Origin of the sequence: Streptomyces sp. NPDC002055 (assembly GCF_040296705.1) — a bacterium.
Classification (GTDB): Bacteria; Actinomycetota; Actinomycetes; order Streptomycetales; family Streptomycetaceae; genus Streptomyces.
In genome coordinates, this window is sequence record NZ_JBEOXS010000059.1 from 1 (window position 1) to 20,594 (window position 20,594).

Sequence of the window (20,594 nt, forward strand, 5' to 3'; positions counted from 1 at the left end):
CCGGGGCCTGCGGGGTGGGGGTTCCGGAACGTATATTTACGGCCCTGGGGGCCACAAAAACACGGAAGCTTCCGGAACCCCCACCCCTCCGGCCCCGGCCCCCTCCCGTGCGTTGGTCCCTTTCCCGTGGGTCCTGGGCTCGGTGGTCCCGGTGAGCCCGGTGGTTCCGGTGGTCCCGGTGGTCCCGGTGGTTCCGTGCGGGGCTCAGGTTTCGCCTGAGTCCCCGGGGTCGTTGGATTCCCCCGTTCCCTGGGTGGGTCCGGTCCCGTCGGGGCGTTCGGCTTCCGCGGCGTGCTCGGCTTCGACGGTGTCCATCGTGCGGGAGAGCCGTTCCAGGACCCGTACGGTCTCCGCGAAGCCCTCCGGTCCCAGTTCGTCCGTCAGCCGGGCGGCGAGCCGCGCGTGGCCCGGGCGGGTGCGCTCCACGGCCGCGAGGCCCTCCTCGGTCGGCCGGAGCAGCTTGGCGCGGCGGTGCGCCGGGTTGGGGACGTACTCGGCGAGCCCCTTGCCGACCAGCAGATCGGCGATGCGCTGCACGCTCTGCCGGGTGATGCCCATGGCGCGGGCGATGCCGGAGACCGGCAGCGGCTCCCCGAGTACGGCGCCGAGCACCTGCCACCAGGCGGCGGTCAGCCCGGCCGGTGCGGCCAGCTTCTCCGACACCGTGAGGAACTGGCCGTTGAGGCGGAAGAGGCCCAGCGCGGTCCGGGACAGCAGCTCGGCCTCGGGCACCGCCGGGTCGTCCTCGCGGTGCCCGGACATCCGGGCATCGCCGTTCGGCTCGGTTGCCCGCTCGCTCCTGTCGGTCCCGGCCACCCGCTCGTCGCCGCCGGGAACGTACGCCCCGCCGGGCCCCGTCATCCGGCCGCTGCCATCAGGACGGGGAAGGCGGCGGCGTCCGAGTGGCGGAACAGGCGGTACCAGGCGTCCAGCACCTCCGGCTCCATCAGGTCCAGTTCGGCCAGGATCTCGCGGGCGAAGGCGACCGGCTCGGTGGGGCCGGCGGTGATCAGCCCTCGGTCGCGGACCGCGTCCGTCTCCCGGTAGCGCTCCGCGCCCCCGTAGCCGGGCTGTCCGGCGAGGTAGCCGGCCGCGCCGCTGGTGTGGTCGCGGTCGTCCAGCAGCCCCTCGCGGGCCAGACCGGCCGTCGCGCCGCAGATGGCGGCGACCGGCACGCCGGCGTCGAGGAAGGTGCGGGCGGCCCGGGCGAACGGCGCGTTCTCCGCGCCGCTGTCCCAGAGCTCCGCGCCCGGCAGGATCAGCAGCGCGCTGTCCTCGGGGCGCAGCGCGTCCAGGCCGAGGCCGGGGAGGATCTGCAGCCCGCCCATGGTGGTCACGGGAGCGCCGGTCGCCGAGACGGCGACGACATCGGCCCCGTCGCGGGGGGCCCGGTGGTACGCGGTGTTGCGGAGGTGGGCCGTGGCGTGCCCGAACTCCCAGTCGGCGAGGGTGTCGTAGACGGCCACGTGCACGGTTCTGCGGGGCATGGCTCCTCCGTACGGTGTCGGGCGGCGCGGGAGCGCCGGATGCGGCTCCTCGGTCGCCGAGGATGCCGTCGGCCGGTCGCCGGAGCACCCCGATATGCAGCATGCTGTCAAAAAGGCAGCATGCTGTCAATCGGTGGAGAGCCGGCTCAGTACCTCCGGCCGTACGCGGGGCCGAACCCCGGGTTGGCCTGCTGCCGCGCCGCGTTGCGCTTCACCTGGAGCGAGGTGAGCCGCAGGACCACCGAGAGCGCGAGCACGGCCGCCGGGAGGGCGACGACATCGGTGAGGATGGCCCAGGCCGTGACCCCGGCGTAGTCCTCGGTGGTCTCCGCGGCGACGGCCACCAGCTCGTTCAGCCACCCGGTCGCGTACATGGTGAGGAACAGCGCCCACCACCAGCCGAGCAGCGCGAGGGACGGCCGGCGGGTCCCCGGCCCGTACGGGCCGGGCACGCTCGGTTCGACGCTCGCCCGCCAGATGTCGTTCGCGATCTGCTTGGGGAACCACAGCTGGACGATCGGGGTGAACCAGCCGCCGATGGTCCAGCCGCGGCTCAGCCGCTGGCTGCCCGGGGAGAACACCTCGGCGTTGAGGTACAGGCGCCGGAACCAGACCAGCCAGAGCACCACGACGGTCAGGGACACCACCGCGGCCGCCGCCCCGACCGAGTCGACCGTCTTCTGGCCGTCGCGGATCGCCGCCCGCGAACCCGTACCGGCGGAGTAGGCCTCGTACGCGTCGTACACGGCCCAGTTGAGCTTGAGGTCGATCAGCATGAACACCGTCGACAGCCCCAGCATGACCGCCAGCCAGCTGCCCAGGGTGCGCGGCGAGCGCCACCCCGGGGCCGTCCCGTGACCGGCGTACGGCGCGGGAGCGGGGCCGTACGGGGCCGCCGCGGGGCCGTACGCCGGGTGGGCGGGCGGCGGGGTGGACACCGGCGGGACCGGGGGCGGCGGTGTCGACTGCACGGGCGTCGCGTGCAGGGGCACCGCCGGGGGCGGCGTCGCGACCGCGTTCTGCACCGGGACGGCCTCGGGCAGCGGCTGGGAGACGACGGCCTGCGGCGCGGGGGAGGGGCCGGGTGCCGGGGCCGACGGCCGTTCCGCCTCCAGCTCCAGCAGTTGCAGCGCCTCGCGGCCGAGCCGGGCCAGCAGCCCGCCGGGCAGCCACGGTTCGGTGCCCGCGCCGCCGGCGGTGTGCGCCAGCACCTGGTCGACGGTGACCCGCGCCGCCGGGTCCTTGGCGAGGCAGCCGCTCACCAGCTCCCGGAGCGTGTCCGGGAGACCCGTCAGATCGGGCTCCTCCTGGGCTATGCGGTACATCAGCGCGTGCATCCCGCTGTTGGCGGTGCCGAAGGGCTGGCGCCCGGTCGCCGCGAAGGCCAGCACGGAGCCGAGGCAGAACAGGTCGCTCGCGGTCGTGACCCGCTCGCCGCGGACCTGCTCGGGCGACATGAAGCCGGGCGAGCCGACGACCGCGCCGGTCATCGTCAGTCCGTTCCCGGCGAGGGTCTCCACGGCGCGGGCGATGCCGAAGTCGATGACGCGGGGGCCGTCGATCGTGATGAGCACGTTGGACGGCTTCAGGTCGCGGTGCACCAGACCGGCGCCGTGGATGTCCCGCAGGGCCTGGGCGAGGCCGTTGCCGAGGGTCAGCACCGCGTGCTCGGGAAGCGGCCCGAACTCGTCCGCGACGACCGCGTGCAGGGAGGGCCCGCCGATGTAGCCGGTCGCCACCCAGGGCGTCGCCGCGTCGGTGTCGGCGTCCAGCACGGGGGCCGTCCAGGCGCCGCCGACCCGCCGTGCGGCCTCCACTTCGGCGGCGAACCGGCGCCGGAAGTCCGGCTGGTGGGCCAGTTCGCTCTGGACGAGTTTGACCGCGACGGTGCGGCCGCGTTCGGAACGCGCCAGGTACACCCGCCCCATGCCGCCCTCGCCCAGCCGGCCGAGCAGCCGGTACTCACCGATCCACTGCGGGTCGTCGGCCCTCAACGCGTCCATCTCAGCATCCCCCGTTCCCTCGTGCCCTGCGGCACGAGGATAGGGGGACCGGGGCGCCGGGGTCCCGTCCGTACCGGGTGCGGACCGGCCGCGGGCGTTCTCCGTTTCCGGGCCGAGCCGGCGCCGGACGGAGCGGCGGGGACGTACGCGACCGGCCGGCGGGGGCGTGGCGACCCGACAGGCGGGGACCCCGCGACCCGACAGGGTGCCGGGCGACGTGGCCGAGGCCATACAGATTGGCGGTGTCCGGCGGCCGGTGCCGCTCCTAGTCTGTGCCCATGACCCCTCCCGCAGATTCCCAGGTCGGAAAGGCTGTCAAGGCCGTCGACCGTGCCCATGTCTTCCACTCCTGGTCCGCACAGGGGCTCATCGACCCCCTGCCGATCGCCGGAGCCGAGGGCTCGTACTTCTGGGACTACGACGGCAACCGCTACCTCGACTTCTCCTCCCAGCTGGTGAACACCAACATCGGTCACCAGCACCCCAAGGTCGTCGCCGCCATCCAGGAGCAGGCCGCCAAGCTGTGCACCATCGCGCCGGGCTTCGCCGTCGACGTCCGGGCCGAGGCCGCGCGCCTGATAGCCGAGCGCACCCCCGGCGACCTCGACAAGATCTTCTTCACCAACGGCGGTGCCGAGGCCGTGGAGAACGCCGTGCGCATGGCGCGGCTGCACACCGGTCGGCCCAAGGTGCTGTCCGCCTACCGCTCGTACCACGGGGCCACCTCCACCGCGATCAACCTCACCGGTGACCCGCGTCGCTGGCCGTCCGACACCGCGTCCGCGGGCGTCGTGCACTTCTGGGGCCCGTTCCGCTACCGCTCCCACTTCCACGCGGAGACCGAGGAACAGGAGACCGAGCGCGCGCTGCAGCACCTGGAGGAGCTCATCGCCTTCGAGGGGCCGCAGTCGATCGCCGCGATCATCCTGGAGACGGTCGTCGGCACCGCGGGCATCCTCGTCCCGCCGCCCGGCTACCTCGCCGGGGTGCGCGACCTCTGCGACCGGCACGGCATCGTCTTCATCCTCGACGAGGTGATGGCGGGCTTCGGCCGCACCGGCCGCTGGTTCGCCGCCGACCACTTCGACGTCACCCCCGACCTGATGACCTTCGCCAAGGGCGTCAACTCCGGCTACGTCCCGCTCGGCGGGGTCGCGATCTCCGCGGAGATCGCCGCGACCTTCGACCAGCGGCCGTACCCGGGCGGGCTCACCTACTCCGGCCACCCGCTGGCCTGTGCCTCGGCCGTCGCGACGATCAACGCGATGGCGGAGGAGGGCATCGTGGAGAACGCCGCCTCGATCGGTGAGAACGTCCTCGGCCCCGGCCTGGCGGAACTCGCCGCCCGCCACCCGAGCGTGGGCGAGGTCCGCGGCATGGGCGCCTTCTGGGCGCTGGAGCTGGTCAAGGACCGGGACACCCGCGAACCGCTGGTGCCGTACAACGCCGCGGGCCCGGCCAACGCGCCGATGGGCGACTTCGCGGCGGCGTGCAAGCAGCGCGGCCTGTGGCCGTTCGTGAACATGAACCGGACCCATGTCGTCCCGCCGTGCACCATCACCGAGGCCGAGGCCAAGGAAGGGCTCGCGGCTCTGGACGAGGCACTGACGGCGGCGGACGCGCACACCGTCTGACAGGCGGTCGGCGACAAGCGGTCGGCGACGGGCGGACTGTCCGACGGCCGTCGGCTCGGCTCCGGTCCGGTTCGGCTTCGCGCGCTCCGGCTCGGCTTCGGTCCGGCGCGGCTCCGGTCCGGCCTGGCTCGGCTCCGGTTCGCCTCCGGTCCGGCGCGGCTCCGCTCGGTGGCTCCCGTGTGGCGTGGTTCACACGGGAGCCCCGTGCGGCGTCCCGCTGAAGCGTTCCCGTGTGGCGTCCTTCACGTGGCGGCCCTGGGGTGCGGGCCCGCAGGGCAGCCGCCCCGTGGTGGCGCGGCCCCGGACGCCCGCACGCGGCCGGAGCCCGTCCGGCCGTCGCCTATCGTGATGCGTCGGCCGTTCGCGCAGGTGTGCGGTCGCGTTCCCTAAGGAGATCCCCGACCATGCCCGGCACCGGACCCGTCACGCGCAACACCCTGCGCCAGCAGATCGCCGAGGCGCTGCGCGACGAGGTGCTCGCCGGGCGGCTGCCCGCGGGGCGGCACGTCACGGTCCGGGAGATCGCCGAACAGTACGGGGTCTCCGCCACCCCGGTGCGCGAGGCGCTCGTCGACCTCTCCGTGCAGGGGCTCGTCGACCTGGAGCACCACCGCGGCTTCCAGGTGCACCGGTTCACCCCCGACGACTTCCGCAACATGGTCGAGGCCCGGGCCCTGGTCATCGACGGCATCTTCCGGTTCGCCACCGAGCGGGTGCTGGAGGCGGCCGGCAGCGACGGCCTGGCCTCCGTCCGCCGCCGCGCCGAGGAGGCCGAGCGGGCCTCGCGGGCCGGAGACCTGGACATCCTCATCGGCTACGACCTCAGATTCTGGGGCGAATTGGGTGGGCTCGTAGGGAATCCGTACATCTCGGACCTGCTGCACCGGGTGCGGGTGCAGGGCTGGGCCTTCGTCGTTCCCCACCTGCGCCGGCAGCGGAGCCTCAAGGGGCGGCTGTGGTCCCGGCACGGTGAGCTCGTCGACGCCGTCGGCAGCCGGGACGCCGCCGCCGCGCAGCGCATCATCGGCGAGTACAACGACCACTCACTCCGGCTCCTCGACCACCTGACGGCGGGCGGCGAGCGGCCCGGGGGCGCCGGCTGACGCTCCCCTGGTGCACTGGATGCGCATCATCTTTGCGTTCTGCGCTCACGACGTGGACCCCTGTTTGAAGGAAGCTGGTGTCACGCTCCGACCGGGGCGTCGGCCACACGGTCCACCAGTAAGAGTTCGACGGGGAGCAGCGCGAAGTTGCGTAATGCGGTGAATCGGTCACGGGCAGGGGCCGCCCGAGGTCATCCCCAAGGGCCCTCCGTGACTCCCCTTCTCGCATGGGTGGCATGATCATTTCTGCCTGGCACGGCGTGTGGCCGGAATCCGCATCGGATGGTCCTTGAGTCGACCAAGGGGTGTCCGTCATGCCAGGCGGGATCTATCCGAATGCATCCCGTGTGCGAGTGATTTTCCGCCCAGCGCTGCACCCGCACCACCAAGTCCGCATTTCTCCTCACACAAGGAGCAATCCTGTGAAGCTTCGAATCGGCCGCATGCTCGTCGGTGCGACCGCGCTGGCCTCCGCCGCCCTCGCGACGACCGCGGGCGGCGCCTCCGCGGCCGGCTGGGACCACAGCTTCGGCCCCAACATGCCCGGCTCGTCCGGCGTGCGCGTGTACGTTGAGGAGCGCGGCGACATCGTCAAACTGTGCGACACCAAGAGCGACGGCTATTCCGCCCAGCTTGAGATCGGCGAGGACGGCTACAGCAGCTACACGTACAGCATGTCGGTCACGACGGGCGCCGGCACGTGCAAGACGCATCGCGCCGCGGACGGCGCGAAGTACAACCTGGACGAGAACAACGGCGTCAACTTCGGATTCTGGGCCAAGGGCCCCAACAGCAGCGCTTCCTGGGAGAACGACCGCTGATCGGTCGTCCCCAACGATCGCGGCGGCAGGGAGACGGCGAGCAAGCCGTCCCTGCCGCCGTCGTCGTGTTCGGTGCTGCGCGAAGAGGTCAATACGACCGGACGGCGCCCTGACCCGCGACGACACCGGCTTCCTGAAGAAGGGCGTCAAGTCGGCCGGAGTGCAGCGCCAGTACTCCGGCACCGCCGGGGTGCGAGACCGGCAACGGCCGGTCATGGAAACGGCCGCACGCCACGAAGTGCGCACACGCCCCGGGCGGGTAGGCCCGGGGCGTGTGCGCTGCCTGGGCCGCCTCCAGGCGCAGGCGGCGTATCCACGCGACGGCGTGACGGACGTGACAGCCTTCCCAACGTCCGCCCCTTGACCCGCCCGTCGGGATACGGGCCGGTACCGTACACACGGTCGACCGCGGCACGGGGAGCAGGGGGGAACAGCTATGGACGCCGTACACCGGGCCGCGCTGCCCGGACCCCGGTCCCGGCACCCCGCCGAAGCGGTCCCCGTCCTCGACATCTCGGTGGTCATCCCGGCCTACAACGAGGAACACCGGCTGCTCCCCGGCGTCGACGAGGTCTGCCGCTACCTGCGGGCGGCCGGCGTCCGCTGGGAGGTCATCGTCGTCGACGACGGCTCCGCGGACGCCACCGCGGCCGTCGCCGCCGCGGCAGCCGCCGAGGAGCCCCGCATCCGGCTGCTGCGCGCCCCCGTCAACCGCGGCAAGGGCCACGCGGTACGGATCGGGATCGCCGCCTCCCGCGGCCGCCGCGTCCTGTTCTGCGACGCGGACGCCGCGACCCCCATCGACGAACTCGCCCTGCTGCACGAGCAGCTGGACCAGGGCTACGCCGCCGCGATCGGCTCCCGCGCCCGCCCCGGAGCGCGCATCGGGACCCGTCAGCACCCGCTGCGCGAACTGCTGGGCAAGGCGGGGAACCGGCTGATCCAGGCGATGGCGGTGCCCGGCATCCGGGACACCCAGTGCGGCTTCAAGCTCTTCGACGGCGACAAGGCGCGCACGGCCTTCGCCCGCGCCCGTACGGACGGCTGGGGCTTCGACGTCGAGATCCTGCGGATCTTCCACGCCAACGGCTGGCCGATAGCCGAGGTGCCGGTGCGCTGGTCGCACCGGCCCGGCTCCAAGGTCGGCCCGCTGGACTACGCCAAGGTGCTGGCCGACGTCGTACGGGTCCGGCTCCAGGGGGCCGGGCCACGCGTCGTCGACGAGCGCGGTGACGGATACGGCGCCGGGGAGCCGGGCGCGGACGGCCCCGACGCCGGCCCGCGCGGCAGTGACGGGCAGGACGCCGGCCGGCGCGACAGCGAATCGAGGACGCGGTGACGGACAACCGGCCGACGACGGCCCCGCAGCCGGACGGCGTCGGCGCCCGGCGCGGCACCGACATCCGGGAGCCGGGGCAGGACGTGCAGCCGGGGCAGGACGTAGAGCCCGGCCAGGCCGTGGAGCCGGGCCCGCGGCTCCCGTGGCCGCGGATTCGCTCCACCGAGCCGGTGCACCCCACCGCGCGAAGGCGCCTCACCGCGCGGCTGCGCTCCGCCCTGCGGCTGCGCCCCGCCGCGCTCGCCGTCCCGGTCGGCTATCTGCTCGCGTCGCTCCTGCTCTACGTCCACCTCTGGGCCGACCTCGACCGGCGCTACCTGGTCGACAGCATGCGCGACCAGAACCAGTGGGAGTGGTTCTTCGCCGTCACGGCGCACAACGTGCTGAACCTGGACAACCCGCTCTTCACGGTTCAGCAGAACTTCCCGCTCGGTGTGAACCTCATGGCCAACACCGTGATGCTGGGGCTGTCCGTGCCCCTGGCCCCGGTCACGGCGCTGTTCGGTCCGACCGTGACCTGGGCGCTCGTCCTGACGGGCGGACTCGCGGGCACGGCCACCGCCTGGTACTGGCTCATCCGCAAGTACCTCACCCGCGACCGCGCGGCAGCGGTCCTCGGCGGTGCCTTCAGCGCCTTCGCGCCGCCGATGATCTCGCACGCCAACGCGCACCCCAACCTCGTGGTGCTGTTCGCGATTCCGCTGATCATCGACCGGCTGCTACGGCTCTGCGGCACTCCGCCCATCACTGCTTCGCCCATCGCCGCTTCGCCCGTCACCGCTCCGCCCGTCGCGGCTTCGGCCACCGGGCGCGTCACGCAGAACGCCGAGCGGCAGAACGCCGAGCCGGAAAACGCCGAGCGGAAGAACGCCGAGCCGAAGAACGACACCGAGCCCGAAAACGGCCCCGAACCAGGCCCCGAGAAGGGTTCCCCAAACGACCCCGAAAAGAGCGAGGCGCAGGGGAGCGAGCCCCGGCTCCGCCCCCGCCCGCTGCGCGACGGGATCGTGCTCGGGCTGCTGCTCGCCTGGCAGATCTTCCTCGGCGAGGAGTCACTGCTGCTCGCTGCCACGGGCATGCTGGTCTTCGCGGTCGCGCACGCCTGCATGCGCCGTACGTTCGCCCGCGCCGCCCTGGGGCCGCTGCTGCGCGGTGTCGGCATCGCCACCGTCGTCTGCCTGCCCCTCGTCGCGTACCCGCTGTACTGGCAGTTCTCCGGCGACCAGAGCTACAGCAGCATCCTGCACGGCCCCACCGGCAACCCGCCGCTCGCGCTCTTCGAGTTCTCCGCCCGCGCGCTCGCCGGCGACGTGCAGCGCGCCGCCGCCCTGTCCATGAACCCGACCGAGCAGAACGCCTTCTACGGCTGGCCGCTGGCCTCCCTGCTGCTCGGCATCGTGGTGCTGCTCTGGGACCGGGTGGCGGTGCGCGCCCTGACCTGGACCGTGGTCGTGACGGCCGTGCTGTCCCTCGGGGTGAGCATCCCGCTGGCCTTCACCGACACGGCGGCCCCCGGCCCCTGGTGGGTCCTCGACAAGCTGCCGCTCTTCGAGTCGGTCATCGAGTCGCGCTACGCGATGGTGTGCGCCCCGGCCATCGGCATGCTGCTGGCCGTGGCGTGGACGGCGGTCGCGGAGTCCGCGCGGGCCGCCGCGGCCGGGGAGGGGACGGAACGGGAACGCCGCAACCGGGCGCGCGTCATGCGCCTCGCCGCGGGCGTCGCCCTCACCGCCGGTCTGCTGCCGATCGTCCCCCGGCCCCTGGAGACCGTCGACCGGCCGGCCGTCCCGCAGGTCGTCGCCGACGGCACCTGGCGCAGCTTCGTCCGGCCGGGCCAGTCGCTCGTTCCCGTGCCGCTGCCGTCGCCGGGCGAGGCGAGCGCGCTGAAGTGGCAGATCGACGCCGACTTCGGCTTCCCGCTGCCCGGCGGCTACTTCAACGGCCCGGCCGGCCCCGACCGCGTCGGGATCTACGGCGCCGTGCCGCGCCCCACCAACGACCTGCTGCGTGATGTCCGCTACACCGGCCGCGTCCCGCAGATCGGCCCCGACCAGCAGCGAGCCGCCCGCGAGGACCTGCGGTTCTGGCGGGCGGGCGCGCTCGTCCTCGCCTCGCAGCCGAACGACGAGGCGCTGCGCATCACCGTGGAGCGGCTGCTGGGTGTGGAAGGGCGCCGCATCGGGGACGCCTGGGTGTGGGACGTGGGCTGACGCAGGGTGCCCGGGGCACTACGCTGTCCCGACCGACCAACGAGCAACTGTGCCGACCGATCAACGAGTAGAAGTCCGCCCCCGGAAGAGAGCGAGCCCCCGTGGCGTGTGACCTGTGGCTGGTCCCCCTCGTCGACGTACTGTGCCAGAGCCCCGACAACCCGTTCGCCGAAGAGCTCGCGACCTTCGACAAGGCCCTGAACGAGGCCGGCCTGCCGCCCGTCCCCGTCTTCGGCTACATGCCGGGCCTGTCCGGGACGGTCGCCCCGGTCGCCGGCTTCGACTACGACGCGCTCCACTTCCTGCGCCGCGCCTACCTGCTGCAGGTCTGCCGGCTGCCGGTGACACCGGTGGACGAACTGGGCGGCGACTACGAGCAGTTGCTGGAGATGTTCGAGTCCACGGCCCAGCAGTCGCACCTGGTCTGGCACTACGACCACGCGGGTGCCTACGTGCCGGTGGACTTCCCGCAGCCGCTGACCAACGAGGAACTGCTCGCCGGCGGCGGCCCCCTGGGGTCGAGCAACGGTCTGCTCCGCGAACTGGAGGCGGTGGCACCGGCGATCGGCATCGACCCGGCCAACCCGCCCGCCGCACCGGCCGCGCCCGGCCGGCCCACCGAGCTGGAGGAGCCGGCCGCGACGGCTCCCTACGACGACAGCCCGTACGCCCGCGAGCGGCACGTCTGGCTGGGCCTGCACGCGGCGGCGACCCGGAGCCTGGGCCAGGGCTCAATGATCGTCTTCAGCTGACCCTGCTGACCTGCTTTCCCTTGCTTGCTGAGGGGGCGGCCCGCCGACTCCGTTGCCCGGTTCCCCGGTTGTCGGCCGACCCGCTGTTCCCGCTGTCCCGGCGTGAGCGGCTTCCGCCCCCGGAGCACTGGTGGGCCCGGCCCGTCGGCGGCCCTGGAGAGATACCCGGCCCGTCGGCGGCCCCGGAGGCACCCGGCCCTAGGGACGCGGGCCCTCCGGCGGTCGCTGGCGCGGCATGTTCGGGCGGGCGCCGGGCGGCAGCGAGAAGCGGCCGGCCGGCTGCCCGAGCTGTTCGGGCCGCGGCCCCCACGGCACCAGCGACTGGGTGCGCAGCGGAGCGGCGCCGGCCCGGAACTCCACCATCCAGTCCGCCGTCTCGGACCGCACGAGGTCGGAGACCCCCTCCGAGAAGCGGCGCAGCACCGTCAGGCAGCGCTCCGCGGCCTCGCTCGCGGTGCCCTCGGTCGGCCCCAGCACCTCGCGCACACTCTCCGACGCCCAGTCGAACTGCAGCGCCTCCAGCCGGCGTTGCACGGCCTGGGCCGTGGCGACATCGCGCATCCAGCCGGACGTCAGCCCGAAGAACCGGTCCGCGCCCAGGCACACCACGGCGGTCGCCAGAGCGAGACAGCCCCACCCCGCCCCGTCGCCCAGCACCTCCGTCAGGTCCAGCAGCGGCAGCGTGACCCCGACCGTGGCCGTGACGGCCGCGGCCAGCCGCAGGGCCCTGGCGCCCTGCCGCTTCCAGAGCCGCCCCGCGAGATACCAGTCGACGGTGTCCAGCGCCCGGCCCTCCACCCACCGGTACAGGTCCTCCAGCCGGTCCGCGGGCTCGCCCCAGTCACCGGAGGGGAGGGGGCGGCCGTGCAGATCGCCGGGGCCGCGCCCGCCCTCCTCGCGCGCCTTGCCGCCCTCGCGCGGAAGCTTCTCGGGCTGCATCTCCGGCTTGCTCACCGTGCGCTCCCTCTGCGATGGCGATGCGGTGCTGTGCGCTGCGCGGCAGGGTGCCGTGCCGTGCGTACGGACGTGCGGTCGGCGCGGCGCTGTTCGCCGCGGGTGCGGTGCCGCGGTTCCCCGCGGTGCGCGCGGACCGCGTCAACGGCCCTCGCGAGGCCCCCTTCCTACCGCCGAAAGGCTGGCCGCGCGGGCACGAACGCGGGAATTCCGCTCGGAAGGGGTGCGTGATCAGGTAGAGGACCCGGTAGTGCTCACTCGAAAGAGTGGGGCGCCGTGGCCCGCGGGGCGAGGGCCGCCGATCCACCCTGCCGCGCGCCCCGCCTCCCTGCCGGGCCCCCGCCTCCCTGCCGGGTCCGCGGTCCCCCGGCCGGGACCGCCCCGCGGGGAAGCCCGCCCCGCCCCCTCCGCCGCACCCAGCGCCCCCCATCGCGCCCCGCCACGACCCCGCCGGAGGGGCGGCCCGCCGGTCCCGGGGTGCGGCCGACTACGCTGAGGCGCGTGAAGGTCCTCGTCATCGGCGGCGGCGCCCGCGAACACGCCCTGTGCCGCTCTTTCTCTCTCGACCCCGACGTCACCGCGCTGCACTGCGCCCCCGGCAACGCAGGGATCGCCGAGGTCGCCGAGCTGCACCGGGTGGACGCCCTGGACGGCCGGGCCGTGGCCGACCTGGCCCAGCGGCTCGCGGCGGACCTGGTGGTCGTCGGCCCCGAGGCCCCGCTGGTCGCCGGCGTCGCGGACGTCGTCCGCGACCGGGGCATCCCGGTCTTCGGGCCGTCCGCCGAGGCGGCGCAGCTGGAGGGCTCCAAGGCCTTCGCCAAGGACATCATGGCCGCGGCGAACGTCCCCACCGCCCGCGCCTACCTCTGCACCGACGAGAGCGAGGTCGACGAGGCGCTGGACGCCTTCGGCCCGCCGTACGTCGTCAAGGACGACGGCCTGGCCGCCGGCAAGGGCGTCGTGGTCACCGAGGACCTGCCGACCGCCCGCGCCCACGCCCTGGCCTGTGTCGGCACCCCCGGCGCTTCCGCGGGCGCCACCGGCCGCGTGGTCATCGAGGAGTTCCTGGACGGCCCCGAGGTCTCCCTCTTCGCCGTCACCGACGGCGAGACGGTCCTCCCGCTCCAGCCCGCCCAGGACTTCAAGCGCGCCCTCGACGCCGACGAGGGGCCCAACACCGGCGGCATGGGGGCCTACTCCCCGCTGCCCTGGGCGGACCCGAAGCTGGTCGACGAGGTCCTGGCGACCGTCCTCCAGCCCACCGTGGACGAGCTCCGCCGCCGGGGCACCCCGTTCTCCGGCCTGCTCTACGCGGGTCTGGCGATCACCTCCCGCGGCGTGCGGGTCATCGAGTTCAACGCCCGCTTCGGCGACCCGGAGACCCAGGTCGTGCTCGCCCGGCTGAAGACGCCGCTGGCCGGGCTGCTGCACGCCGCGGCGACCGGTACGCTGGCCGCCTTCCCGCCGCTGCGGTGGAGCGACGGCGCGGCGGTCACCGTCGTCATCGCCTCGCACAACTACCCGGGAACGCCCCGCACGGGCGACCCGATCGAGGGCCTGGCGGACGTCGCGGACCAGGACGAGCACGCCTACGTGCTGCACGCGGGGACCAAGCTCGGCGAGTCCGGCGAGGTGCTGAGCGCGGGCGGCCGGGTGCTGTCGGTCACGGCGACCGGCCCGGACCTCTCCGCCGCCCGGGACCGCGCGTACCGGGGGGTGGCGCGGATCCGGCTGGACGGGGCGCACCACCGCACCGACATCGCGGCCAAGGCGGCATCGGCCGAGAGCTGAGCCGCCCCGCCCGGTACGCGCCGTCCCGGGCGGGCCTCGCACCTTCGGCACGGCGGGCTCCGCGTCCGGGCCCGCCGCAGGCTCACGCGCCCGCCGCAGGGCTCACGCGGCGGCCTCATCCGCATCCGTACGCGCCACCGGAAGCCCGCTCGCGGCGGCGCGGTGCTGCCCGGCCCGTACGGCGTCCGCTCCGTCCCGCTTCGGGGTGATTCCGTGCGGCCGACGGGCGGCAGCCGTCCCGGATCCCCCGGCGAACCGCTCCCGTTCACTCCGGAGCCGGCAGGAGCCGGCAGGAGCCCCGCCGGAGCCCGCCGGGGCTCGCCGCATGCCCGCCGGGGGGCCCGCCGCAAGGCCGTCGGCGCCCGCTGAGAAGGTCGTCGCAGGCCGCCGCAGGCCGTCCGAACCCAACCCCACGGCCGAGCGCAGCGGAACCGGCTTTACCCAAAGCCATTCCATCGAGTGACCGGTTCGTCATACCGCTGACGCATGCGCACCCCCCAACTAGGGTTCCGCGCAGGCGCGCCCCGGGGCATCCGGGGGGCGTCCGGCAAGTGGCTCACCGGCATTGCGGTGCCGGGGCCCGGTGCCACAGTGGGGGAGTGGGCAAGCCGCAACAGGCAGTAGCCAGCAGGGGGTGACCTTCGACCGTGTCCGAACCGTCCGGTGCGGAGCCAGGCTCGCACTTCGCGCGCTCCAGGGCGCTGGCGGTGCTGCGGGTCCGCAGCACGGCGCTGGCCGTCGCCCTGCTGCCCGCCGCCGTCGCGGTCGTGCTGGCCGTCGCCGCCGCCACGGACCGGATCGGCGGCCCCGGGTGGGACGCGGTCCGCTGGGCCTGCACCGCCCTCGGCGCGCTCACCCTGCTGCTCGCGGCCGCCGTGGCCGCCGTCGTCGCGCGCGCCACGCCCGCGGTCAGCCCCACGGTGCCCATCGCCGAGGAGACGGCACCGGACCTCTACCGCCTCGTCCGTGACCTCGCGGACCGGCTCGACGTACCGGCCCCGTCGGCCATGGCGCTCACCCCCGACTGCGACAGCTGGCTGGAGGACCGTGCGCACCTCGCGGGCCGGGCCGGCCGCGGCGGCTCCACACCGCCGGTGCTGGTCATCGGCTCGCCGTTCCTGTGGTGGATGCGGGTGGCCGAACTGCGGGCGCTGCTCGCGCCGGTGGTCGCCGGGACGGGCCCCTCGGCGCATCCCGACATAGCGGCCGCCCGCCGGTTCGTCCGCGGACTGGACGCGGCCGTGGCCGTCGCCGCGCGCCGTCCGGCCCTGTGCTTCGTCGGCCCGCCCGCGCGCCTGCTGCTGCGCCGCTGCCGCGACCGGGCGGCCGAGATGGAGCGGGGCGTGGCCGCCGCCGCGTCCGCCCGGGCGCAGGCCGTGGACTACGGGCTGCGGATCGTCGCCCAGGAACAGGTCGGGCTCGCCTACGCGGGCTGGGACCGGCTGCTGACCAGGGTGGCGCTGCCGGCCTGGCGGATGGGCCGCTGGCCGTCCCGGCTCGACGCGGGCGTGGTCTCGGCGCTCACCGAACTCTCCCGCCGCGACCGGCTCGCCGAAGGGTTCGCCGCCCGCCTCGGGGAGCGGCCCGCCTGCGACCTCCTGGAGGAGCCGGGCGCGGTGGACGAGGCGGCGTCGCTGCTGGCCGCCCGGCTGTTCCACGGCGGCCCCCCGGTGCCGGGCCCGGACTGGTCCCCCATCGACTGGTCGGCCTATCCGGAGGAGGTCGTCGACCGCAAGTGGCGGGCTGAGGCCGCCCGGCTGCACCGCGTCCTGGACGACCTCACCCCGCCCGGCACGGGAGCACCGCCCCGCTCCGGAACCCGGCCCGGCGCCGGCGCGGCGTCCGGCACCGGCCTCCGTGTTCCGGGCGGCGAGCCGCGCCACTCCGCGGCCCTGACGTCCACCGACACCGCCGGCCCGACCCTCGCCCGGGTGGTGGACCGGCTCGCCGCCCCGGGCGGGACCGAGTTGGCGGAGGGGCTGGCCGAGCGTCTCGCCGCGGAGGTGGCCCGCGAGGAGGAAGCAGGCCGGCAGGCGGCCCGCGCGGCCGCCCGGCAGGCGGGCGCTGCGCGTGATGGGGACGGCGCGGGCCCGGGAGCCGGTACCGGGGCACCCCCCGGGCCGGAGCTGCCCGCGCTCTGGGGAGACGGGGTCACTCCGCTCTTCCCGATACAGAGTCCTCGTACGGGCCGGGAGTTGCTCGCCGATCACATCGTCGCGATGGTCTGCTGTGCCGCGGTGGACACCGCGGGCGCCGCTCCCGGCCTCGACTGGCTGGACGGCCCGGTCCTGCTGCTCGCCGGAAAACGCGGACCGGATCTGGGAGTTCCGGTGTTGGCTCTCGTCGAGGATGGCGATCCGGAGCCGCTCCGTGGTTGGCTGATCGCCGCGGGAGTCCGACCGGAAAAGCCCGTGCGTCTGGTCTAAGGTCTGTTCCTCGGGCCGGTCCCGGGTGGGAAACGGGCCTGTTGGGGGTGCCTGTCGGCCGGCGGCAGGGCGGTCGGACAGCGCGGGGAACTCCCCGCGCAGGGCGGTGGAGGAACCTTCCGGCGAAGGCCGGAGCGGAAGCGTCTCCCCGGCGAGGGGCCGGGGCGGAGCACTCTCCCGGCGCCGGCCGTGGGGGGACCTCCCGGCGGAACGCCGGGAGGACGGAGCAGGTGGAGGAGGGGGAGTCCATGCGGACCGTCGGCGACCGACGCCTGTGCCGCGGGGCATGTGCGCCCGGCACGAACCGGAGCCGACCCCTGGGCTCAGCCCCGTTACAGCCCCGAGAATGGACGTCTCATCGGAGTCGTCCTTCTCATCCGAAGAGTCATCCCATTTGCACCACTTGAACACCTGTCGACATGAGTCGGCACAGGCTGAATAGCCACGAACAGTTACGAACAAAGTGCTGAGTGTGATCTGCTGGAGCCGATCAGGGGACAGCAGCTCCGGGAGGGATCGTTCGTGAGCACGGACAAGATCCGCCGCTGGGAGTCGGGGGCGCTCGCGCACGCCGTCTCCGACCCCTTCGGCCAGGGCCCGCTGCCCTGGCTGCGCGGCAGCGAGAACTACTTCGACGACACCGGCCACGTCGTGCCCTGGTACGTCGACCCCGCCGTCGCCGCCACCGAGCCCGGCATCCCCGCCCCGCGGCGCGCCGACTCCCGCCCGGGCCCCCGCACGGCCGACGACGTCCGCCGCCAGATCAAAGGATTCGCCTCCAGCTCGGCGGTCGCGCCCGGCGAGGCCATCGACTTCCGCATCACGGTCGATCCGCCCCAGCAGTTCTCCGTGGACATCTACCGCATCGGCCACTACGGGGGCGACGGCGCCTCGAAGATCACCACCAGCCCCCGGCTGTCCGGGATCGTCCAGCCCGCCCCGCTCACCGCCGACCGGACCGTCTCCTGCCACCACTGGTGGCTGTCCTGGCGCCTCCAGGTCCCGACGTACTGGAGCACCGGCGCCTATGTCGCCGTGCTCACCACCGCCGACGGCTACCGCAGCCACATCCCGTTCACCGTCCGCGACTTCCACCCCGCCGACCTGCTGCTCCTGCTGCCCGACGTGACCTGGCAGGCGTACAACCTCTACCCGGAGGACGGCCACACCGGCGCCAGCCTCTACCACGCGTGGGACGAGGAGGGCCGGCTGCTCGGCGAGGAGGACGCCGCCGTCACCGTGTCGTTCGACCGGCCGTACGCGGGCGCGGGCCTGCCCCTGCACGTCGGCCACGCCTACGACTTCATCCGCTGGGCCGAGCGCTACGGCTACGACGTGGCCTACGCCGACACGCGGGACCTGCACGCCGGCCGGATCGACCCGACGCGCTACCGGGGGCTCGTCTTCCCCGGCCACGACGAGTACTGGTCGGTCCCGATGCGCCGCACCGCCGAACGCGCCCGCGACGGCGGCACCTCCCTGGTCTTCCTCTCCGCCAACACCATGTACTGGCAGGTGGAGCTGGCCCCGTCCGCCGCCGGCACCCCCGACCGCCTGCTCAGCTGCCGCAAGCGCCGGGGCCCGGGCCGGCCCGCCCTCTGGCGCGATCTCTCCCAGCCGGAGCAGCAGTTGCTGGGCATCCAGTACGCCGGGCGGGTGCCCGAGCCGTACCCGCTGGTGGTCCGCAACGCCGACCACTGGCTGTGGGACGCGACCGGCGCCGGCGACGGCGAGGAACTGTCCGGCATGGTCGCGGGCGAGGCCGACCGCTACTTCCCGCGCACCTCCCTGCCCGAGCACAGCCACCGGATCCTGCTCGCCCACTCGCCCTACGAGGACGCCGAGGGTGCCAGGCGGCACCAGGAGACCTCGCTCTACCGCGCCCCCAGCGGCGCCCTGGTCTTCGCCTCCGGCACCTTCGCCTGGTCCCCGGCCCTGGACCGGCCCGGCCATGTCGACACCCGGATCCAGCGCGCCACGGCCAACCTCCTCGACCGCATCTGCAAGCGGGACTGACGACCGCGGCGAGACGGGGCGGAGCCGCCAGGAGCCGGAACCTCGCCACGGTTCCGGCCTGTCGGCCCCGCCCCGTCCCGTCCTGCCGTCGAGCCGTCCCACCCTGGGAGATCCAGCCCTGAAGGGCATCCACCCCTGACGGGACGCCGCCGAGCGGATGCGGGAGAATCGGGACTCCTGGATCAACCTACGCGGAGGCAGCGTGTCCGGATTCGTCGAAAAGCCCGAGCCCGCACAGGTGCCGGGTCTGGAGCATCTGCACACCGGCAAGGTGCGCGACCTCTACCGGAACGCCGCGGGTGACCTCGTGATGGTCGCGAGCGACCGCCAGTCCGCGTACGACTGGGTGCTGCCCACCGAGATCCCGGACAAGGGCCGGATCCTCACCCAGCTGTCGCTGTGGTGGTTCGACCAGCTCGCCGACCTCGTCCCGCACCATGTCCTCAGCACCGACCTCCCCGAGGGCGCGCCCGAGGACTGGGCCGGCCGCACCCTGGTCTGCAAGTCCCTGCGGATGGTGCCCGTCGAGTGCGTGGCCCGCGGCTATCTCACGGGCTCGGGCCTCGCCGAGTACCGGCAGACCCGCACGGTGTGCGGGCTCGCCCTCCCCGAGGGCCTGGTCGACGGCTCCGAACTCCCCGCGCCGATCTTCACCCCGGCCACCAAGGCGGACGTCGGCGACCACGACGAGAACGTCGCGTACGAGGAGGTCGCCCGCCGGGTCGGCCCGGAGACCGCCGCCGAGCTGCGTCAGCTCACCCTCGCCGTCTACGGCCGGGGCCGCGACATCGCCCGCGAACGCGGCATCATCCTGGCGGACACGAAGTTCGAGTTCGGCTTCGACGGCGACGCGCTGGTGCTCGCGGACGAGGTGCTCACACCGGACTCCTCGCGCTTCTGGCCCGCCGACGAGTGGGAACCCGGTCACGCCCAGCCGTCCTTCGACAAGCAGTTCGTCCGCGACTGGCTGACCTCGCCCGCCGCGGGCTGGGACCGCCACGGCGAGCAGCCGCCGCCGGAACTGCCCACCGAGGTCGTCGACCGCACCCGGGCCAAGTACGTGGAGGCGTACGAGCGGCTCACCGGGGTCCCCTGGGCCTACTAGGCGCGGGCGGCGTCACGGAAACCGCCGCCGGTGTCCCCGTCCTCGCGGGGACACCGGCGCCTCCGCGATCCGGCAAGCCCGCCCGAGGAGCCTCCGGCGCCCTCCGGCAGACCGCACGAAGAAGGCCCCGGTCGTGATGACCGGGGCCTTCTTCTTCTGAGCGGACGACGAGATTCGAACTCGCGACCCTCACCTTGGCAAGGTGATGCTCTACCAACTGAGCTACGTCCGCAGGTGTCGCTCCGGTGCCTTTCGGCGCCGCAGCGAGACCCACTATAGCCAACCTCGCTCGCGTGCGATGCGCACGGCCGTATGACGGTTCTCCGCGGACAGCTTCGCCGCTGCCGAGGAGAGGTAGTTCCGGACGGTCCCGGGGGAGAGCGCGGCCCGCCGCGCGACCTCCGCGACGGGCGCCCCGTCGGCCGCCAGCTCCAGCACCTCGGCCTCCCTGGAGGTGAGCGGCGAGTCCCCGGCGCTGATCGCCGCGGCCGCCAACTCGGGGTCCACATAGCGGTTTCCGCCGTGCACGGTACGGATGATCTCGGCGAGCCGCTGTGCCGACACCGTCTTCGGCACGAAGCCCCGCACCCCCGCCGCCAGAGCCCGCTTCAACGGTCCCGGCCCGCCATGACTCGTCACGATCATGGCCCGGCAGCCGGGCAGTTCGGTCCGCAGAGATGTGGCGACCGCCACACCGTCCGCCCCCGGCATCTGCAGGTCCAGCACCGCCACATCGGGCCGGTGCGCCATCGCCATCGCCAGCGCCTCCGGCCCGGACGCCGCCTCGGCGACGACGGAGAGATCGTCCTCCAGCGCGAGGAGCGCGGCCAGTGCCCCGCGGATCAGATGCTCGTCATCGGCGAGCAGCACCCGCACCGGCGCCGGCCCGCCGCTCCCCGCCACGCCGTCGTCCGTCGGCATGCCCGCCCCCTTTGCCTCTGCCTCTGCCTCTG

Annotated in this window: 15 protein-coding genes, 1 tRNA gene and 1 pseudogene; 11 read left to right on the forward strand and 6 right to left on the reverse strand. The window is 74.1% G+C overall.

The window, feature by feature from the left end:
* Positions 1-204: 204 nt before the first annotated feature.
* From ABT112_RS28000 to ABT112_RS28010, 3 genes are all read right to left on the reverse strand, one after another.
* Complete coding sequence (locus tag ABT112_RS28000; RefSeq protein ID WP_351514263.1) at positions 205-762, reverse strand: MarR family winged helix-turn-helix transcriptional regulator; 558 nt, start codon at positions 760-762, stop codon at positions 205-207.
* A gap of 95 nt (positions 763-857) precedes the next feature.
* The gene (locus tag ABT112_RS28005; protein ID WP_351514210.1) at positions 858-1,487 is read right to left on the reverse strand and encodes a DJ-1/PfpI family protein; all 630 of its coding nucleotides are present in this window, start codon (positions 1,485-1,487) and stop codon (positions 858-860) included.
* Positions 1,488-1,633: 146 nt separating this feature from the next.
* Positions 1,634-3,490 (reverse strand): protein kinase domain-containing protein, encoded by a 1,857-nt coding sequence (locus ABT112_RS28010; protein WP_351514212.1) that lies wholly within the window; start codon positions 3,488-3,490, stop codon positions 1,634-1,636.
* A gap of 278 nt (positions 3,491-3,768) precedes the next feature.
* Here ABT112_RS28010 and ABT112_RS28015 point away from each other — a divergent pair, with 278 nt between their 5' ends.
* From ABT112_RS28015 to ABT112_RS28045, 7 genes and pseudogenes are all read left to right on the forward strand, one after another.
* Positions 3,769-5,124 carry an aspartate aminotransferase family protein gene (locus tag ABT112_RS28015; protein ID WP_351514214.1) on the forward strand — a complete coding sequence of 452 codons (1,356 nt, stop codon included), beginning with the start codon at positions 3,769-3,771 and terminating at the stop codon, positions 5,122-5,124.
* A 404-nt stretch (positions 5,125-5,528) separates the two neighbouring features.
* Entirely contained in the window at positions 5,529-6,227 is a 699-nt protein-coding gene (locus ABT112_RS28020; RefSeq protein WP_351514216.1) for a GntR family transcriptional regulator, read from the forward strand.
* Between the two features lie 422 nt (positions 6,228-6,649).
* On the forward strand, positions 6,650-7,048 hold the full coding sequence (locus ABT112_RS28025) for a hypothetical protein (RefSeq protein WP_351514218.1): 399 nt from the start codon (positions 6,650-6,652) through the stop codon (positions 7,046-7,048).
* A 100-nt stretch (positions 7,049-7,148) separates the two neighbouring features.
* A pseudogene (locus ABT112_RS35450) lies at positions 7,149-7,238 on the forward strand (transposase); the annotation flags it as partial.
* A gap of 246 nt (positions 7,239-7,484) precedes the next feature.
* Positions 7,485-8,387: a dolichyl-phosphate beta-glucosyltransferase gene (locus tag ABT112_RS28035; RefSeq protein ID WP_502975471.1), complete on the forward strand. Its 903-nt coding sequence runs from the start codon at positions 7,485-7,487 to the stop codon at positions 8,385-8,387.
* Positions 8,384-10,597 carry a glycosyltransferase family 2 protein gene (locus ABT112_RS28040; protein WP_351514220.1) on the forward strand — a complete coding sequence of 738 codons (2,214 nt, stop codon included), beginning with the start codon at positions 8,384-8,386 and terminating at the stop codon, positions 10,595-10,597. The genes ABT112_RS28035 and ABT112_RS28040 overlap by 4 nt, the downstream gene beginning before the upstream one ends.
* Before the next feature lie 101 nt (positions 10,598-10,698).
* The gene (locus ABT112_RS28045) at positions 10,699-11,349 is read left to right on the forward strand and encodes a putative DNA-mimic protein (protein ID WP_351514221.1); all 651 of its coding nucleotides are present in this window, start codon (positions 10,699-10,701) and stop codon (positions 11,347-11,349) included.
* Between the two features lie 198 nt (positions 11,350-11,547).
* Here the strand turns inward: ABT112_RS28045 and ABT112_RS28050 are convergent, their stop codons facing one another.
* Positions 11,548-12,303, reverse strand: a complete 756-nt coding sequence (locus ABT112_RS28050) for an SLATT domain-containing protein (RefSeq protein ID WP_351514223.1) — start codon at positions 12,301-12,303, stop codon at positions 11,548-11,550.
* Positions 12,304-12,804: 501 nt separating this feature from the next.
* Here ABT112_RS28050 and purD point away from each other — a divergent pair.
* The 4 genes from purD (at position 12,805) to ABT112_RS28070 (ending at position 19,641) form a co-directional block, all read left to right on the forward strand.
* Positions 12,805-14,094: a phosphoribosylamine--glycine ligase gene (gene purD / locus ABT112_RS28055; protein WP_351514225.1), complete on the forward strand. Its 1,290-nt coding sequence runs from the start codon at positions 12,805-12,807 to the stop codon at positions 14,092-14,094.
* Between the two features lie 647 nt (positions 14,095-14,741).
* A complete protein-coding gene (locus ABT112_RS28060; protein WP_351514227.1) occupies positions 14,742-16,520 on the forward strand; it encodes a hypothetical protein in 1,779 nt (592 codons plus the stop codon).
* Positions 16,521-17,042: 522 nt separating this feature from the next.
* Positions 17,043-18,536, forward strand: a complete 1,494-nt coding sequence (locus tag ABT112_RS28065) for a N,N-dimethylformamidase beta subunit family domain-containing protein (protein ID WP_351514229.1) — start codon at positions 17,043-17,045, stop codon at positions 18,534-18,536.
* Positions 18,537-18,738: 202 nt separating this feature from the next.
* Positions 18,739-19,641 carry a phosphoribosylaminoimidazolesuccinocarboxamide synthase gene (locus ABT112_RS28070; protein WP_351514230.1) on the forward strand — a complete coding sequence of 301 codons (903 nt, stop codon included), beginning with the start codon at positions 18,739-18,741 and terminating at the stop codon, positions 19,639-19,641.
* 159 nt (positions 19,642-19,800) lie between these two features.
* Here ABT112_RS28070 and ABT112_RS28075 read toward each other — a convergent pair.
* Positions 19,801-19,873 (reverse strand) — tRNA-Gly (locus ABT112_RS28075).
* A 41-nt stretch (positions 19,874-19,914) separates the two neighbouring features.
* Entirely contained in the window at positions 19,915-20,562 is a 648-nt protein-coding gene (locus ABT112_RS28080) for a response regulator (protein ID WP_351514232.1), read from the reverse strand.
* Between the last annotated feature and the right edge of the window lie 32 nt (positions 20,563-20,594).

Coding starts and splice junctions, on each gene's coding strand:
- ABT112_RS28000 (WP_351514263.1), bottom strand. CDS start 762: ATGTCCGGGCACCGCGAGGACGACCCGGCGGTGCCCGAGGCCGAGCTG.
- ABT112_RS28015 (WP_351514214.1), top strand. CDS start 3,769: ATGACCCCTCCCGCAGATTCCCAGGTCGGAAAGGCTGTCAAGGCCGTC.
- ABT112_RS28010 (WP_351514212.1), bottom strand. CDS start 3,490: ATGGACGCGTTGAGGGCCGACGACCCGCAGTGGATCGGTGAGTACCGG.
- ABT112_RS28080 (WP_351514232.1), bottom strand. CDS start 20,562: ATGCCGACGGACGACGGCGTGGCGGGGAGCGGCGGGCCGGCGCCGGTG.
- ABT112_RS28020 (WP_351514216.1), top strand. CDS start 5,529: ATGCCCGGCACCGGACCCGTCACGCGCAACACCCTGCGCCAGCAGATC.
- ABT112_RS28005 (WP_351514210.1), bottom strand. CDS start 1,487: ATGCCCCGCAGAACCGTGCACGTGGCCGTCTACGACACCCTCGCCGAC.
- ABT112_RS28035 (WP_502975471.1), top strand. CDS start 7,485: ATGGACGCCGTACACCGGGCCGCGCTGCCCGGACCCCGGTCCCGGCAC.